Raw genomic sequence first — 16,474 nt, forward strand, 5'->3', positions numbered from 1 at the left:
AAGCACGACAGGCGATTTCTCCTGTCGTGCATTTATATTCTTGCAAAATGATCGTATACATCTTGTAATGTATCGCAGCCTAGCATTTTAACTTTTTCCAAATAAAGGCTCCAAAGCTTGGCGGTCATTTTTGCATCTTCTAATGCATGGTGCCTTCCTATTACTGGAATGGTATTATGTTTACACAAATCTTCTAAAGAACTTAATTGAATATGGGGTTCTACAATTTTATAAAGAAAAGACGTATCCACTATTCTTTGCTTAAAGGGTGTGTGGAATACTCTATTACTGGTGTATTGCAGAAAATTTCTTTCGTGATTCGCATGATGTGCTACAAGTGTACAGTCTTTTGCAAACTTAAGGAATTCAATTAGTACATCCCCAACATGTCTGGCTTCCTTTAATTTTTCGTTTGTAAGCCCTGTTAAATTAACTACCTCCGCAGAGATTTCTTTACCAGTGTTTATAAGCGAGTAAAAAACAGCATCTTCTTGAATGAAAGAACCACACATTTTTATGGCACCAATGGAGATAATCTCATCGCCTTGTTCGGGTTTAAAGCCCGTCGTTTCAATGTCGAACACGACCACATCTAGCTCATCTAACGGAACTTTTAGGGTATCTTCTTTCTTCTTTTCTTTTTGCAGATTTCTTAGAAAGGCCATTTGTTGAGCGTTCTGAACATCCCCTATACCGACATTTGACCGTTTCCCTTGAATACCTCTTAGTATTTGCATGAATGGTTCAAATGCCATTGGGGCCACCTTTTTTCATCATCGCAATTACTTCGCGATGTAATTTAATACCACCTTTAATAATCCGTTTAATATCTTTCTGTTCCGTCTTGTTCAGTTCTTCAATGTGTAAATAGTGTGTATCCGAATAGCTATCTACTTGAGATAAGGTCAGACGATAGGTTAATAAATCCACAAAATTTCTATCACTATATTTTAGTAAGCTCCTATATTTTTGCATCTTAATTAGTTTATTCATGCGAGCTAAAGTGGAAGTTTCCATTACCCCTTCTTTTATCGATAAAAGTCGAATGGCATTTACATATGGTATGAATCCCGAGTACTTTAAGTTTACACATCCATGATATATTCCATGCCTTTCCACTAATAGCTGGCCAACTGGACCAATTACATTTTTAACATGTTCTACGTTCGCAGAAAATCGACTTAGTAAAATAGGATGTTGTAATTGGTATTCATAAATGAATGACTTTAATTGAAGCATGAATTCCCCCTTGCCATGCAGTACCCTAGCATCATAGAAAATTTGAAGGTAACGAATGGATTCCCAACTTTCATCTTTCACCCATTCTTGGAGCTGTAAACGCCAATTATCAAATGACTTGCACCACATAGGATTGGAGCTCATCACTTTACCTTCACAATATGGATAACCTACTTCATAGAGACCTTTCGAAATTTCTGCTCCAAACACCTGAAAATACAGATCATTTACAGCATTAGACTTTTCATAAATAACTCCATGATCCTGATCACTGATTAACCCTTGTTCTAACCGTCCTCCACTACCAGTTATAAACCAAGAAAAATCACATGGAGCTGAACCAATTTCCATTTTCTTAGATGCTACTTCCAATACTTTGAGCATCACCCGATCATGAAAATAATTGAGAGAAACGATGTCATCTAGGAAGTTTGTAATATTTAGTTCCTTCCATTCTCGAATAGATTCATACGTTTCCACAAGTTCACGCCCTTTTATATAAAAAGCCCCTAAATAATAGAGGCTTTTTCAATTTAATTTAGTGATTTAGATTCTTCTAAAATCATTTGTTCTGGATAACCATAGTTGCCATGTTCGCTCATATCTAGGCCCATTAGTTCCTCTTCTTCTGTTACACGAATACCACCCATGACTTTTTTCATTATAAAGAGAATAGCATAGGAAACTACGAATGCAAATAACCCACAAGACACCACACCCATAAGCTGAACTCCTAATTGATCGAATCCACCACCGTAAAATAATCCAGGTTTACCAACAGAGGCAAGCTCTGGTGTTGCAAAGAAACCAGTAGATAATGTGCCCCATACCCCAGCAGCCCCATGAACAGATAATGCGTAAATTGGATCATCCACTTTTCGCTTCTCAAAAAATCTAGCGCTATAGAATACTAATACTCCTGCGATTAAACCAATGACTACAGACGCCCAAACATCTACGAATGCACAAGAAGCTGTAATAGCGACCAATCCTGCTAAAGCACCGTTTAAAATGGTAGGAATATCTGATTTACCTAGTACTACCCATGATATTAATGTGGCAGCCACCGCGCCTGCTCCAGCAGCCAGTGTTGTATTTAATGCAACATATCCAAAGAATGCAGCATCTACAGAAATAGTACTCCCGGCATTAAATCCAAACCAACCAACCCAAAGTATTAGTACTCCTAGCGCTGTATAAACTTGGTTATGTCCTGCAAGATTGTTTGCCGAGCCGTCTTTGTTGAACTTCCCAATTCTCGGTTTTAGAATCATTGTTGCTGCAAGGGCAGCCATCGCACCAGTTAAATGAACTACAGTGGAGCCGGCAAAATCCTGTTTACCATGTTCAGCCAACCATCCTCCACCCCATACCCAGTGAGCAATTACAGGATAAACGATTATTCCAAAAAGAATGGTGAAAATTACATATGCGGATAATTTTGCACGTTCTGCAAATCCACCTAATGCAATCGTTACCGCGATACCAGCAAATGCTAACTGGAAAACAAAGAATACCGTTGTGGCAAGACCAGCTCCTTCTATAATTTCTCCACTATAGAAAAAGTCTGTCATACCTACGAAGAAGTTCGCATCGCCTCCAAAGATAAATCCGTAACCTACTGCCCAGAACACCATTGATGCTAAACCAAATGTAAATATTGTTTTACCTGCAACGTGACCAGCATTTTTCATTCTCGTCGAACCAGCTTCCAATAATATGAATCCACCAATCATAAATATAACTAAAATTGCAGCAATCATGGTCCATACGCTGTTCATCAAATACATTACATCTTCCATTTTCATCTCTCCTTTTCTAATGTCAACTTAACTATCTTACGATGTAAGAAAAGCTAACATAACTTATAATATTCATTTTATTCGTTTTTGATTAGATGTCAACACAATTTTCTGAATATATTTTATTTTCTATTTACCATCACTTTAAAACCTTTGAAATGCCTGCTTTTCTTCTCAAATATTTCTATTCAAATAAAAAAACTGTCATCACTGTTTTTAACAGTGATGACAGTTTACCTATCATATACCTATTTTTTGTTACATTTATTCGCCGTCACTATCTTCTTCTTCTTTCCCTCGAGAAGGTAGTATACCTAGTTTCACAGCCAACTTTGGAAGATTCATTGCGATGAACATTAAAATAACTGTTATGATCGCTAAATCATATGCACCATAACCAATAGTTAATCCTACACAAGCAGTAATCCAAAGGTTAGCCGCAGTAGTTAGACCCCGCTTTACATTATCCTTATCTACCCATATGACACCTGCTCCAAGAAACCCAATACCACTAATTACTTGTGCGGCTAAACGCATCGGATCCATATATGCTCCTTGGTTTAGAGAAGACAACGCCATTGCTAGAGTGGACCCTAAGCAAACTAGAATATGCGTCCGGATTCCTGCTGGTTTATTTTTTATCGCTCTCTCTAAGCCTATAAAGAAGCCTATAAAAGTGGCTACACCCAAACGAATATATAGGTCATAATGCGAATTGAACAAAGTAGTAATAAACTCCATAATGCAAATCCTCCTAATAATACTGTTCCGATAACATTCTATAAAACTTTCTAAAATCCTTTAAACGTAATATTATCACATATTGATTAAGTAATTGAAACAATTCATCCAGTTGATCAAATAGTGAATATGAAAATGCAACACCTATTAAAAGATCAGCATCAAAAAAGAAGCGAACACTAAGTAGCTTAGCGCTCACCTCTCTATTTAGATTACAATGTAAATTCACCGTTCTGAATCGTTTCACCAAACCAGTGGTAACTATCTTTTTTGGTTCTTTCTAAAGTTTCATAATTCACATGCACAATGCCAAAGCGCATACTATACCCTAAAGCCCATTCAAAGTTATCCATTAGCGACCAATATAAGAATCCTTTTACATTTACACCAGAATCCATACTTCGCTTCAATGCCGTTAAATGAGTCTTTAAGTAGTCAATTCGTTTATGATCGGCGACTTCCCCGTTTTCAGGCTCCTCATTGTAACATGCGCCATTTTCAGTAATATATATCGGAACATTGCCATAAAGGTCTTTAATTTTGACCAGAACTTTATAAAAACCTTCCGGATAGATAAACCAGTCTATATCTGTTTTGTCATATCCCATATCTATATTTTCTAAATCAAATAACCCTTCATTCTCTTTATAACGCCCTACATTACCCGTGTAATAGTTTATCCCTAGAAAATCGATTGGTTGTGAAATAATTTCTAGATCGCCATCTAAAATGGTAGGAGTAGCTCCTTTTTCTTTAAACCAATCCACCATGAAGGAAGGATAGCTCCCTTTAAATACAGGATCAAAAAACCACTCTAAATTCCAAGCGTTACCTCGATTGCACGCTTCAATATCTTGTTGTTTCGCGCTATACGGTTCAAACCAAGTAACATTTGGAGCATAACCTATTTCACCTTCTATATTGCTGTTTCTAAATTGTTTTACCGCACGGCCATGAGCAACCAATAAATGATGCGCTATATCCGTCGCTAGTTGGAGGTTCTGATTCCCTGGTGCATGCTCTCCAATATAGTTTGACAAGAACGAGGAACACCAAGGTTCGTTAACCGTAATCCATTTTTTTATCTTGCCATCAAATTCCTTAAACATGAAATCTGCATATTGAACGAAAGCTTCGATTGTTTCGCGGTTATCCCAACCACCCTTGTCCTGTAAGACTTGTGGTAGATCCCAATGATACAAAGTACACATTGGTTCAATACCTTTTTCTAACAACGAGTCTACTAATTTATGATAATAGTCGACTCCTAGTTGGTTAACTTCTCCCGTACCATTAGGGAAAATCCTTGGCCAAGCAACAGAAAAGCGATACACATCTGCTCCCAAATCATTTATTAGCTCTACGTCCTCTTCATACCGGTGGTAGCTATCGCACGCTACGTCTCCGGTGTCTCCATTATGTACCTTCCCCGGAGTTTTAGAAAAAGTATCCCATATCGATACCCCTCTACCATCTTCGTTTGTTGCACCTTCAATTTGATAAGAAGCCGTTGCTGCTCCCCATTTAAAGTCTTTTGGAAACTGTATAATTGCCATTTATTGCCCACCCTTCATTTATCGTTTTTTCGTTACTTCTTCTGCGGTACCCGAAGAATTCCTGATTACTAGTTCTGGATCTACGAGTGACGGCCTTAAACCTGTTACTCCATTTATCAAATCGTTTAACTTTATCGCTGCCAATCTACCAATTTTCTGTTTATCCTGCTTAATAGTAGTAAGAGCAGGCTCCATATAACGACAAGCCTCTACATCATCACAACCTAGCACTTGAATATCCTGAGGAATTCGAAGTCCATAGTCTTTAATCGCTCTCATTGCACCTAGAGCCATCATATCGGATGCGGCAATAATTGCTTTTGGCAAAGATTCGCCTTGAAGTATTACTTCCATTGCTTCGTATCCACTAGATTCAAAAAAGTTTCCGTGTTTAATCCATTGTGGTTGCGCTGTCATCCCAAATTGACTCATTGTCTGCAAAAATCCTTCTAATCGCTGATTCGATATATCAGAGCTGTCCTTCCCAGCAATATAACCAACATCTCTAATAGAGTTCAAATATAAGTATTCCACTGCAAGCTGTGATACTTTAAAGTTATCAGTCATGACGTAACTAGAATTTTCCCCAGTCAACTCAAGGTCTATCCCTAGACAAGGTATATCACTTTTATCTAACTCTGAAACAGCTTCCTCTACTTCTTCCCCCGCAATTATCAAACAGCCATCTAAACGATAATGCCGCGACCTTGCAAGATAATCTACACTGTCCTTATCGAACATTTCATTGGAAAAAATGATAATATCATAGCCCATCGCACCAAGTGTTTTTTGAAAAGATGAAATTACCTCATTGAAAAAAGGATGGTTAAACTCTACATTTATCTTCCCTGCATAGATCAGTCCGATTAGGCTGGATTTTTTCGTTGCAAGTGATCGAGCAGAAAAAGTAGGTTGATAGCCAGTTTTATCAATAACCTCTAATACTTTACGCTTTGTTAGTTCACTTACACCATCGTAGTTGTTAATCACTTTAGAGACGGTCCCCCTAGAGACACCCGACATCTGAGCAATATCACGTATAGTTAAAGTCGTCATTTTACATCCCTCATATTCCATGTGCTGACCGCAATTATTTAACCGATCCCTCGGCTATACTAGATATAAATAGTTTATTGAATAACAAGAACACTATTAGAAGTGGTATTGTAGCCCAAAATACGCCAGATAACAACATACCGAAATCTACTTTAAATTGAGTGTTTAATGATGCTAAAGCAACTTGAATTGTATAGGATTCAGGGTCTCGAAGCACCGTAAACTGCCATAAGAACTCTCCCCAAACCGAGGTGAACACAATAATTCCTAGTGTTGCAAAAGCAGGTAAAATGATAGGTAATACAATACTACGGTATATTCTGAAAATCGAACAACCATCTAATCTTGCGGCTTCGATCAATTCATCTGGTACAGATTCGCTCACATATTGTCTCATTAGAAATATTCCTAATGGATTTAGGAAAAATAATACCATCGCTGCAAATAAATTATCCAATAATCCTGCTTTGGCAACTAACAAATACTGTGGTATTAATCCAAGTTGCGGCGGAATGATGATAGTGAACAATATAGCGAAGAAAAGAATATTTTTCCCTGGAAATTTCAGCTTAGAAAATGCAAAACCAGCTAGTGAACTTATAAGTAACACGACAATCGTTACCGTAAGACAAACGATTAATGTATTGAACATCGACTGGAAAAATGGAATCATATCTAATACTTTTTGGAAATTTTCCTTTAACTGATCACCTGGAACCATCGCTGGAGGTATCGAATTATATGCAGAGCTATGTCTCGTTGACATAACAAACATCCAGTAAAAAGGGAATAACGAAAAGAGCGATATTACCGTTAAAAACAAGTACATTCCTATACGCCCAATGCCCCACTTTTTAGTACCAACATCACCTTTCATCTATGTTTCCCTCCTATCCCTTCCAAGCCTTTTTGTCAGTAACATATTAATTGCAGATGCAACTACGATGAATAACAACAGAACAATAGCAGCAGCAGATGCTGTCCCGAAGGAAGATAACTTAAAGGCATCTCGATATAAATACATAACAACTGTCATTGCCTCATCCCTTGAAAATGCGGTGTTACCTAAAAACACTGTTGGCTCCGTAAACAATTGCATCGCTCCAACTGTCGAAAAGAAGACAGTCAATATTATAAATGGTTTTAATAACGGAATCGTAATATATCGAAGTTGTTGGAAGATGCTAGCGCCGTCTATTTTAGATGCTTCATACAACTCGTTCGGAATACTTTGCATCCCTGCTAAGTAAATAATGGTGTTGTATCCAAGCCAGCGCCAAAATACCATCGTAGAAATTGCAATTTTCGCACCCCATTCAGAGGTCTTCCAGCTCACTGGATCAAAACCAAATAATCCAATAATATAATTCACTAACGCTGTTTCATTATTACTAAAAAACACACTAAATACTAAAGCAACCGCTACCATAGAAGTGATATATGGCATGAATATTGTGACCCTGAAAAAGGCTTTAAATCGTAAATAAGATAGGTTCAATAAAAATGCTAGTATCAATCCAATTACGAGCTGAGGAGCAGTGCCCATCAGTCCAAGGATGACGGTATTATATACAGATTTCCAAAATAGCGGGTCACTTAGTATTACTTGAAAGTTATTTAACCCGACAAACTCCATTTCCCCCATACCGTTCCATTTCTGAAAAGCGAGGATTAAACTAAATATTGCCGGATATAGACCAATAATCGCAAATATGATAAAGAATGGGGATATATATAAATACCCTGAAAGCATCTCTTTCATATCTTGGGATGAAAAACCTTTCCTTCGTTTTTTTTGCTGTTTTTCATCTAAAGAAACCATACACTCGTCCCCCTACCTACATACAGAGTATATCCGGCGGTTATACCGCCGAATATGTTAAACACTTTTCTGAACTTAGCGATCTAGTTTAGTTGTAATACGTTTGATAGCTTCCGTCCATTCTTTCTCCGGATCAGCACCAGCCTGTGAGTTAACTAAAGCAGCAAGGATTTCATCGTGAACGCTTGTATAATCCTTACCTTTATATACTTTTCCAATCTTTTGTGCAGATTGAGCAAATACTGTTTGTGTGGACTGTCCACCAAAATACTCATCACTTGCTTCTTTAAATTCAGCCATATCATATACAGCAGGAGCAGAAGGGAAAAGACCATTGTTCTTGAATGATTTCAATTGATTTTCAGCTGAAACTAGCCATTTTACAAATTCATATGCTTCTTCTGCATGCTTTGTTTCTTTAGGAATTGAAATGTAAGAACCACCCCAGTTTCCACTGTACTCCGTCGGTAATGTAGCAATACTAAATTTTCCAGCAGCATCAGGCGCATTAGATTCCATCCACCCTTTGAACCATGCAGCTCCTAATTCAACAGCAAAGTCGCCATTATTCACACCATTTGCCCATTCAGCGGACCACATTGCATAATTTCCGACTAAACCAAGTTCATTCATATCGATTGCTAAGTCATATGCTTCTTTAACGCCGTTACCACTTTCATCTATCATTAAATTTCCTTCTGCGTCAAAATAACTTTCCTCTAAAGCATCTAGTTGCGCACGGTACATCATTTCCATACTAGCAACCATTGGTTTACCAGTTTTTTCTTTAATTTTTATAGCAGCATCCTTAAAATCTTTTGGAGTTGCGATTAAAGCAGAAACTTCTTCTGGATCTGTAGGTAATCCTGCTTCTTCAAATATATCTAATCTGTAGTAAAGGCCTTTTGGACCAATATCCGTTGGAAGACCCATTAAGAACTCTCCATTATCATTTTCAGCAATTTCCCATTTCCAGTCCAAATACTCTCCTTTAATATCCTTCGCACCCATATCGTATAAATTCACAAAACGATCTTGCGCATCACGGAAACGATCCAATTGATCAAGCTCAAGTGCTGCTATATCTGGTGCCCCACTACCAGCAGATAGGGCTGTAAATAAGTTATTATGATGATCAGCAGTTTCTGATGTTTTTATTTTAATTTTGATATTTTCATTTTGTTTTTCATATTCTTTTACAAGTTCTTCATAACCAGTAGCACCGAACATCCAAAAGTTAAGCGTAACTTGTTCCTTGCCATCTGCTTTTTTACCTGAATCATCAGTTGATGAATCGGAACATGCTGCAACGAATAACACAAACAATATGGATAATGAAGCGATTAGTAGTTTTTTTAGTTTCATTATGATTTCCCCCTGAATTTTAATAGTTTACTAGTATTCATACAATAAAACCCCTTTACTCCAAACCGCCCTCCCATCTTATATTTAATCCCATCAAGCTCCGCATCTTCGGTGTCATTACAATCATCTTATTTATAGAAACCGGTTTCCATAAAGGTTAAAAAAATAGGAAATAAACCAAATTTCTATATATAAAAGCGCTTTCAATTTCCATTATAATCTAATTAAAAATAAAATCAATTAGTTTTTTGAAAATTCTTATAAACCGGTTTCCATATCATTTATTCTATGTATGGAAGTTTTCAAGCATACCTTCTTTTTATCTTTTCTTTAAAGTAACCTACTTAGGTTTTACTACACCTCAAGCCCTAGACTAATTTCTATCCAAAGTTCAATGCAGAATCCTACCCTCTTTTATACAATTAACTGGTAACCAAACCATTCTTAGGGAGGAGCACATCTGGTAAATCAGTATAAATTGTCTTAAAGCGTTAGATTTTAGCATTTTTCTATTTTGATTCACAGGCAATTAACCTAGGAGGAAACTTTATATGTCATTATTTACAAAATGGGCTTTCGGGAACAAAGCAGCAGTGGCAGTACTAACTGTATTAATACTAGTTATAGGGGTTGTAAGTTATTTTAGACTGCCTATGGAATTTCTACCAACAGCGGATAATCCTCAAGTAACTATTATTTCCATGAGCCAAGGGATTGACTCTAAAACGATGGAGTCTGAGGTGACCCTCCCAATTGAGAGATCAGTTACAGGATTGAATGGCAAAACGTCTGTCTTTTCAACAACAGGCGATGGATTTTCAAAAGTAGATCTTTTTTTCGAGGCAGGATATGATATGAAACAGGCAAAGTTAGATGTTCAAGATGCTTTAAATGGGATATCCTTGCCTCCCTATATATCTAAGCCAATTATTTCACAGCTTAACACTTCGATGATTCCAATTGTTAATATTGCCGTTACCTTTGAAGAGGGTTTAACTGAAGAAAATAAGGAGTTTGCACGAAACAAACTACAGTCCATGTATCAAGAGATAAAAGGGGTCTCTAACGTAGATGTATATGGGATAACCAATTCCGTCATTTCTGTTGTCATTGATGATGAAAAACTATCCGAAAATCAAATTCCACTTCAGTCCATTGTAGGGATTCTTCAAGGTCAAAATATTTCTGTCACAATCGGCGAAAAAATAATAGACGGTAAAACAAGCAATATTAAAGTAATCGGAGATCTTACAAGTCTAGATGAATTAAAAGCTCTTCCGATTACACCTGAAATAGCTTTGGGAGATATCTCTACTATTGAGGAAACGAATGATTCAAACTTCGTTAGTCGATTTAATGGGATGGATAGCTTAGATATTAGTATTACAAAAGATAGTCAATCCAACGCGGTTACGATTAGCAAGGAGATTGAAAAAGTAACAAAAGAAATAAATGAAAAGTTTGAGCAACAGGAATCTGTTATTTATATTTCTTCCTCCGACTTGGTGGAGAATTCTGTTCACACGATGATAAAAGAGGTACTTCTTGGTGCACTTTTTGCAACGATTATAATCATGCTCTTTTTACGAAATATACGCTCTACATTTATTACAATCGTATCGATTCCATTGTCTCTTTGCTTTACATTATTCTTACTATCATGGTCCGGTGTAACATTAAACATCTTAACTCTAGGTGGCGTCGCTGTTGCAGTGGGTCGACTTGTAGATGATAGTATTGTAGTCATTGAAAATATTTTCCGCAAAATGCAATCAGAAAAATTCTCTATACAAATGATTATTGATGCAACTAAGCAAGTAGGAGTTGCAATAACTGCTTCCACATTAACAACAGTAGCGGTTTTCCTGCCAATGAGCTTGTTAAATGGTGGACTTCAAGAATTCCTTTTACCATTTGCTTTAACCGTAACCTATTCATTACTCGCCTCTTTAATCGTTGCATTGACAGTTGTCCCTCTGATGAGTGCGGGATTATTGAAGAACGCTAAGATTCCTGAGCATAAGCCCGCAGTTCGTTTCCCTAAATTGGTTACTTGGTCTTTAAACCATAAATGGATCGTGTTTTCGGTTTCTCTCCTTCTCTTCGTTGGGTCTATTGGAGCTTACTTCGCCATTCCTAAAGGGGCTGTGGATAGTTCTTCCGCTGACTATGTAATCGTCACACTGGCTTACCCAATTGATACACCAATGGAAATAGTGAAGGAAAAAACCTTTGAATTGGAATCCTCTATTCTTGCAAAGGAAGAGGTTCAACACATATTTACTCAAATTGGTTCTCCTCCTGAAGCAGCTCATTATGGGTGGGTCGGTTCTTCCACAGAAGCAACTTTCAGCATCTTTCTAGAGGATAAAAAGAACACCGACTTTCTAGTGAAAGAAATGAAAATTCAAAAAAAACAATATTCAGATGCTAAGTTTGAAGTAAGCACTGCTTCATTTATGATGGGTGGAGCTAGTCCAAATATAACAATTGATATTATCGGGGAAAGTATACTTGAATTAGAGAAAGTAGCAACCGAAATTATAGAGAAGGTAGAAAGATTAGAGGGTGTAGAGGAAGTTACGACTAACCAAGATGAAAAGAAAACTGTTCACTCCCTAATAGTTGATCCTTCTAAAGGCAATACAGAACAAATTGCATCCCAGTTAGCAGTACTATTAAACAAAACACCGATAGGAACAGTTAGTATAAATGACAAGCAAAAATCTGTAATTCTGGAACCTCTTCTGGATACCGTAACACCCGATGAGCTAAAAGATATTCCTGTTATGACCCATGAAGGAATAGCCCCAGTCTCTTCCGTTGCGACTTTACAAAGTGAGGAACGCTCTACCAACCAGATTCATAAAGACGGGGATGCATACCTTCGAGTAACGGCATCTGTTGATCCTTCCAAGCTTTCCGAAATTGCAACAGCAGTTAACTTAGCAATATTCGGGGACCAAGACAATACAGGTATGGATATCCCTGAAAATGTTGAGGTATTAATAGGTGGTTCAAGTAGTCAACAAGCGGAAGATTTTACAGATTTATTCCTAATCATGCTTGTTTCCATTGGAATTGTATTCCTAATAATGGTCATTACTTTTAAGTCTATCAAAGCTCCTATTGCCATTCTTTGCTCACTACCTTTAGCTGCAATAGGCGCTATTTTAGGAATTCTTATCAGTCGTATTTCCTTAGATATTACTGCCCTTCTTGGTGCATTAATGCTTATAGGTATCGTTGTAACCAATGCGATCGTACTGTTAGATCGCGTGAAACAAAACGAGCAGAAAATGATTATACGAGATGCGCTTGTAGAGGCAGCCGCTACGAGAATGAGACCAATCTTCATGACAGCCATTGCAACGATTTGTGCAATGCTTCCTCTATTGCTGAAAAAAGCTGAAACGGGAAGCCTAGTATCACAAAGTCTTGCTATTGTTGTTATTGGTGGGTTGGCTATGGCTACCCTGCTTACATTAATAGTAATACCATGTATATATGAATTATTATATTTTAGAAAGTCTAGAAAACAACGCGTTAAACAGATGGCCAATGAGGACACCTCTGTAGAATAAAGTTATTTTAACGACAATAAACAGACCATAGCAACCAGCTATGATCTGTTTATCTGTTATTATAAAATCCTCATTACCTTATCGCGAAGGTCTAGCTTCTTGACAATTAGAGCATTTTTTTTGATTACTCGCTTTAAACTTTGTAAATGTTTTTTCAAAGTTCGTTCCACATGAACATTTGAATAGTAGTTTTTGTGAGTAACCTACGTATTCTTTTGAAAGTAATGTACTTTCTGAATTTTTACTAACATAATTTCTTATTTCATCTATCGTCCATTTTTTATTCATATTGACACCTCCGATTGCGATATTATTTAAGTATAAGAAGAAGAAGCATCGTCAACCTTCTGTTCAACAAGATTCATGAATCCTAAATCTACCTCAATGAGTTATTATACCATCACTTATAGGCTCCTTATACACATTTCAATAAATGTTGTTTTTAATATACTTATGTGCTATACTAATCTTCTAGTAAGAAATAAGTTTGACATCGATACTATCGATTATTATTTTAGTCGACATTAATGGGTGCCAAACCCGCAGGAGTTCTTTAGGAACAAAGAATTCTTTAGAAAAAAAGCATTATCTCCTTGGAGGTAGTGCTTTTTTTATTGCCTAGATTAATGAAATTCTTTTGAAGGAGTTATTATCTTTTTTCCTAAAGGGAATTTAATATTAAAATTATTTATTTCGAATGGTAAAACAATACTTCCCATTTACAATGACTAATACTAAACTCATTACTATAATAGAGAATAGTTGAGATTGATCTGTCGAAATGGAATAGAAAGTAGAAAGCACAATACCAATGAGTAGACCAACATTCAGTAAATTATAGGATTTATAAAACCCAATTAACATAACATGTTTTTCACCTTCATCCGAAATTTCTAACAGTTTTTCTGCATACTTGGAATCAGATAATTTGGGGATATTTCGTTCTGGGTATACTAATTGGATTAAGTTGGTCATGAATATTGTGAACAAATAACTTACAATCATAGTAGCGATGGCAATGATTGTTAAAACTATACTCTGTAATGTAATTACTGTTGTACACAAGACCAACACGGAAAGTACTATACTAGACTGCACTAGAAATGAGTAATCTGCAAATTTTTTATAGATCAATAAATCTACTTCATCTTCTTCATCCCCTTTAGCTTCCGTGTTATACAGTTTTTTTACTTCCCAATATAATTTTAAGCTAACACCTAACAATATTATAATGATACCGATTAAAGTTATACTATTGTTTCGGCATACTCCATAAGATCTATAGTGAAATTATTGAGCATAAGTATAGCGACAACAAACCCTGTTACTGCACAAAGCAGTACTTGTATCACTGTTTTCATTATAATTCATCCTCCTCGATTAGAAATATACTTTCCACTGGTTCATTGAACACACGTGCAAGTCGAGCAGCAATTAACAAAGATGGTATTAATTCTTCTCGTTCTATTAAACTAATTGTTTGTCTGGAAACTTTAATAAGCTTTGCAAGTTGTGTTTGGTTCAACCCATCACGTGCCCTTAGTTCCCTCATTCGAGTTTTCATAAGGAATCCCCTTTCTCCATAATAGCGTAACAAAAACACGTCAAAAAATTGACTAATAATTAATACAAAAAACCTCCTAATCAAAATTGCTTAGGAGGTTTTTTGCTCATTCTTTATAAGACTAATTTCTTTGAAATCGTGAAATTTTTATTTATAAGATAAAACTTACAATAATCGCTGTTAATACACTTACTAATGTTGCTCCGTATAACAGTTTCAAGCCCATACGTGCTACAACGTTACCTTGTTTTTCATGAAGACCTTTTACAGCACCAGAAATAATCCCAATGGAAGAGAAGTTTGCAAACGAAACAAGGAACACGGAAATAATTCCGATTGATCGTTCACTTAGATTTGATGCTAAATCATTTAATGAAAGCATCGCTACAAATTCGTTTGTAACTAGTTTGGTAGCCATAATACCACCAGCTGTTACTGACTCTGATACAGGAATACCCATTAAAATTGCAAATGGAGCAAAGATATATCCAATAATTTCTTGGAATGAAATTCCTAATACCATATCAAATAAGGTATTTACTCCTGCCATAAGTGCAACGAATCCGATTAACATCGCCGCTACTACGATCGCAACCTTAAATCCATCCATAATATATTCGCCCAACATTTCAAAGAAGCTCTGTTTTTCTTCTTGAACAACGAGTATATCTTCTTCTTCAGTGACATTGTATGGATTAATAATAGAAGCAATGATGAATCCACCAAATAGATTAACCACGATAGCCGTCACGACATATCTCGGTTCCACCATTGTCATATAAGCCCCAACAATAGACATCGATACAGTAGACATCGCTGATGCACAGAGTGTATAAAGACGTTGAGACGATAATTGTCCAAGCTGCTTTTTCACCGTGATAAATACTTCCGATTGGCCAACAATAGCAGATGCTACCCCATTGTATGACTCTAATTTACCCAGTCCGTTTACTTTACTTATTCCCCAGCCCAACCACTTCATAATGAAAGGAAGAACTTTAATATACTGTAGAATACCAATTAGCGCTGATATGAAGACGATTGGAAGTAAAACATTTAAGAAGAAAGGAGCTTGTCCTTCATTCGCAATGCCACCAAATACAAAGCTGATTCCTTCATTCGCAAAATCTAGTAATTTTGTAAAAACGGCTGCAATCCCCTCAATAATAATTAACCCAAACTTAGTATTCAGTAATAAAAAGGACAAAATTAATTGCAAGATAAGCATCTGGATAATTGGTCTGACTTTAATTTCTTTACGATTGCTACTTGCAATCCAAGCAAGTCCCAGAACAACAATTAAGCCCACGATTGAGATTATATAATTCATTGTATGCCTCCACAAAGATGTATTCTTATAAGGTTGAACGTCTGACAACCTTCTCACTTACTTATTAAGTATACCTTCATTATTCCTGATGTCCAAATACAATGTTTGCAAGTGGAGAAAGTAAAAGTATATTTGATGTAAGCGTTCACTATTTTGTAACACTATATACGCAATCATTAGAATTCACCTCTGAAAAAATTATTTATGTCGTCTCGAAAAAAGGCGTAGAATAACAATTTCAAGCTTTTTTTATTTTTTACTAAAATACAACAAAAAAAGTTTAAGATACCTATTAATAGGGTATTTTTTCTTATAAACTAAAAAAAGTTTAGGTGAATAGAAGGGTATTAAAACCAATTTAAGAGAAACTAAGAAAAAAGGAGATGTTAACTGCCGGGAAATAAAACATTATTAT

14 protein-coding genes are annotated in these 16,474 nt (G+C 36.3%); 1 reads left to right on the forward strand and 13 read right to left on the reverse strand.

Features of this window, described 5'->3' with window-relative positions; all coding sequences use genetic code 11:
* Positions 1 to 32: 32 nt before the first annotated feature.
* From MKX53_RS12905 to MKX53_RS12945, 9 genes are all read right to left on the reverse strand, one after another.
* A complete protein-coding gene (locus MKX53_RS12905) occupies positions 33 to 755 on the reverse strand; it encodes an exonuclease domain-containing protein (RefSeq protein ID WP_340911740.1) in 723 nt (240 codons plus the stop codon).
* A complete protein-coding gene (locus MKX53_RS12910; protein WP_340911743.1) occupies positions 745 to 1,719 on the reverse strand; it encodes a DUF294 nucleotidyltransferase-like domain-containing protein in 975 nt (324 codons plus the stop codon). Before MKX53_RS12910 ends, MKX53_RS12905 begins: the two co-directional genes overlap by 11 nt.
* A 53-nt stretch (positions 1,720 to 1,772) precedes the next feature.
* Positions 1,773 to 3,041 (reverse strand): ammonium transporter, encoded by a 1,269-nt coding sequence (locus MKX53_RS12915; RefSeq protein WP_093537724.1) that lies wholly within the window; start codon positions 3,039 to 3,041, stop codon positions 1,773 to 1,775.
* Positions 3,042 to 3,305: 264 nt separating this feature from the next.
* Complete coding sequence (locus tag MKX53_RS12920) at positions 3,306 to 3,782, reverse strand: MgtC/SapB family protein (protein WP_093537723.1); 477 nt, start codon at positions 3,780 to 3,782, stop codon at positions 3,306 to 3,308.
* 212 nt (positions 3,783 to 3,994) lie between these two features.
* Positions 3,995 to 5,338, reverse strand: a complete 1,344-nt coding sequence (locus MKX53_RS12925) for a GH1 family beta-glucosidase (RefSeq protein ID WP_340911747.1) — start codon at positions 5,336 to 5,338, stop codon at positions 3,995 to 3,997.
* Between the two features lie 18 nt (positions 5,339 to 5,356).
* Positions 5,357 to 6,394 carry a LacI family DNA-binding transcriptional regulator gene (locus MKX53_RS12930; protein WP_340911750.1) on the reverse strand — a complete coding sequence of 346 codons (1,038 nt, stop codon included), beginning with the start codon at positions 6,392 to 6,394 and terminating at the stop codon, positions 5,357 to 5,359.
* Positions 6,395 to 6,428: 34 nt separating this feature from the next.
* The gene (locus MKX53_RS12935) at positions 6,429 to 7,271 is read right to left on the reverse strand and encodes a carbohydrate ABC transporter permease (protein WP_093537720.1); all 843 of its coding nucleotides are present in this window, start codon (positions 7,269 to 7,271) and stop codon (positions 6,429 to 6,431) included.
* Positions 7,272 to 8,216: a carbohydrate ABC transporter permease gene (locus MKX53_RS12940; protein ID WP_093537719.1), complete on the reverse strand. Its 945-nt coding sequence runs from the start codon at positions 8,214 to 8,216 to the stop codon at positions 7,272 to 7,274.
* 75 nt (positions 8,217 to 8,291) lie between these two features.
* Positions 8,292 to 9,581, reverse strand: a complete 1,290-nt coding sequence (locus MKX53_RS12945) for an ABC transporter substrate-binding protein (protein WP_340911753.1) — start codon at positions 9,579 to 9,581, stop codon at positions 8,292 to 8,294.
* 551 nt (positions 9,582 to 10,132) lie between these two features.
* On the opposite strand from MKX53_RS12945, the gene MKX53_RS12950 reads away from it, so the two are divergent.
* A complete protein-coding gene (locus MKX53_RS12950; protein ID WP_340911756.1) occupies positions 10,133 to 13,165 on the forward strand; it encodes an efflux RND transporter permease subunit in 3,033 nt (1,010 codons plus the stop codon).
* A 78-nt stretch (positions 13,166 to 13,243) separates the two neighbouring features.
* Here MKX53_RS12950 and MKX53_RS12955 read toward each other — a convergent pair whose 3' ends face one another.
* From MKX53_RS12955 to MKX53_RS12970, 4 genes are all read right to left on the reverse strand, one after another.
* Positions 13,244 to 13,453: a hypothetical protein gene (locus tag MKX53_RS12955; RefSeq protein ID WP_093537716.1), complete on the reverse strand. Its 210-nt coding sequence runs from the start codon at positions 13,451 to 13,453 to the stop codon at positions 13,244 to 13,246.
* 396 nt (positions 13,454 to 13,849) lie between these two features.
* The gene (locus MKX53_RS12960; protein ID WP_340911758.1) at positions 13,850 to 14,389 is read right to left on the reverse strand and encodes a DUF3169 family protein; all 540 of its coding nucleotides are present in this window, start codon (positions 14,387 to 14,389) and stop codon (positions 13,850 to 13,852) included.
* Positions 14,390 to 14,525: 136 nt separating this feature from the next.
* Entirely contained in the window at positions 14,526 to 14,729 is a 204-nt protein-coding gene (locus MKX53_RS12965) for a helix-turn-helix transcriptional regulator (RefSeq protein WP_340911760.1), read from the reverse strand.
* A 151-nt stretch (positions 14,730 to 14,880) separates the two neighbouring features.
* A complete protein-coding gene (locus tag MKX53_RS12970; protein WP_093537713.1) occupies positions 14,881 to 16,059 on the reverse strand; it encodes a NupC/NupG family nucleoside CNT transporter in 1,179 nt (392 codons plus the stop codon).
* Positions 16,060 to 16,474: the final 415 nt, after the last annotated feature.

Source organism: Psychrobacillus sp. FSL K6-4615, assembly GCF_038008225.1.
Lineage (GTDB): Bacteria > Bacillota > Bacilli > Bacillales_A > Planococcaceae > Psychrobacillus > Psychrobacillus psychrotolerans.

Coding starts and splice junctions, on each gene's coding strand:
- MKX53_RS12965 (WP_340911760.1), bottom strand. CDS start 14,729: ATGAAAACTCGAATGAGGGAACTAAGGGCACGTGATGGGTTGAACCAA.
- MKX53_RS12905 (WP_340911740.1), bottom strand. CDS start 755: ATGGCATTTGAACCATTCATGCAAATACTAAGAGGTATTCAAGGGAAA.
- MKX53_RS12920 (WP_093537723.1), bottom strand. CDS start 3,782: ATGGAGTTTATTACTACTTTGTTCAATTCGCATTATGACCTATATATT.
- MKX53_RS12915 (WP_093537724.1), bottom strand. CDS start 3,041: ATGGAAGATGTAATGTATTTGATGAACAGCGTATGGACCATGATTGCT.
- MKX53_RS12930 (WP_340911750.1), bottom strand. CDS start 6,394: ATGACGACTTTAACTATACGTGATATTGCTCAGATGTCGGGTGTCTCT.
- MKX53_RS12950 (WP_340911756.1), top strand. CDS start 10,133: ATGTCATTATTTACAAAATGGGCTTTCGGGAACAAAGCAGCAGTGGCA.
- MKX53_RS12935 (WP_093537720.1), bottom strand. CDS start 7,271: ATGAAAGGTGATGTTGGTACTAAAAAGTGGGGCATTGGGCGTATAGGA.
- MKX53_RS12955 (WP_093537716.1), bottom strand. CDS start 13,453: ATGAATAAAAAATGGACGATAGATGAAATAAGAAATTATGTTAGTAAA.
- MKX53_RS12925 (WP_340911747.1), bottom strand. CDS start 5,338: ATGGCAATTATACAGTTTCCAAAAGACTTTAAATGGGGAGCAGCAACG.
- MKX53_RS12945 (WP_340911753.1), bottom strand. CDS start 9,581: ATGAAACTAAAAAAACTACTAATCGCTTCATTATCCATATTGTTTGTG.
- MKX53_RS12970 (WP_093537713.1), bottom strand. CDS start 16,059: ATGAATTATATAATCTCAATCGTGGGCTTAATTGTTGTTCTGGGACTT.
- MKX53_RS12940 (WP_093537719.1), bottom strand. CDS start 8,216: ATGGTTTCTTTAGATGAAAAACAGCAAAAAAAACGAAGGAAAGGTTTT.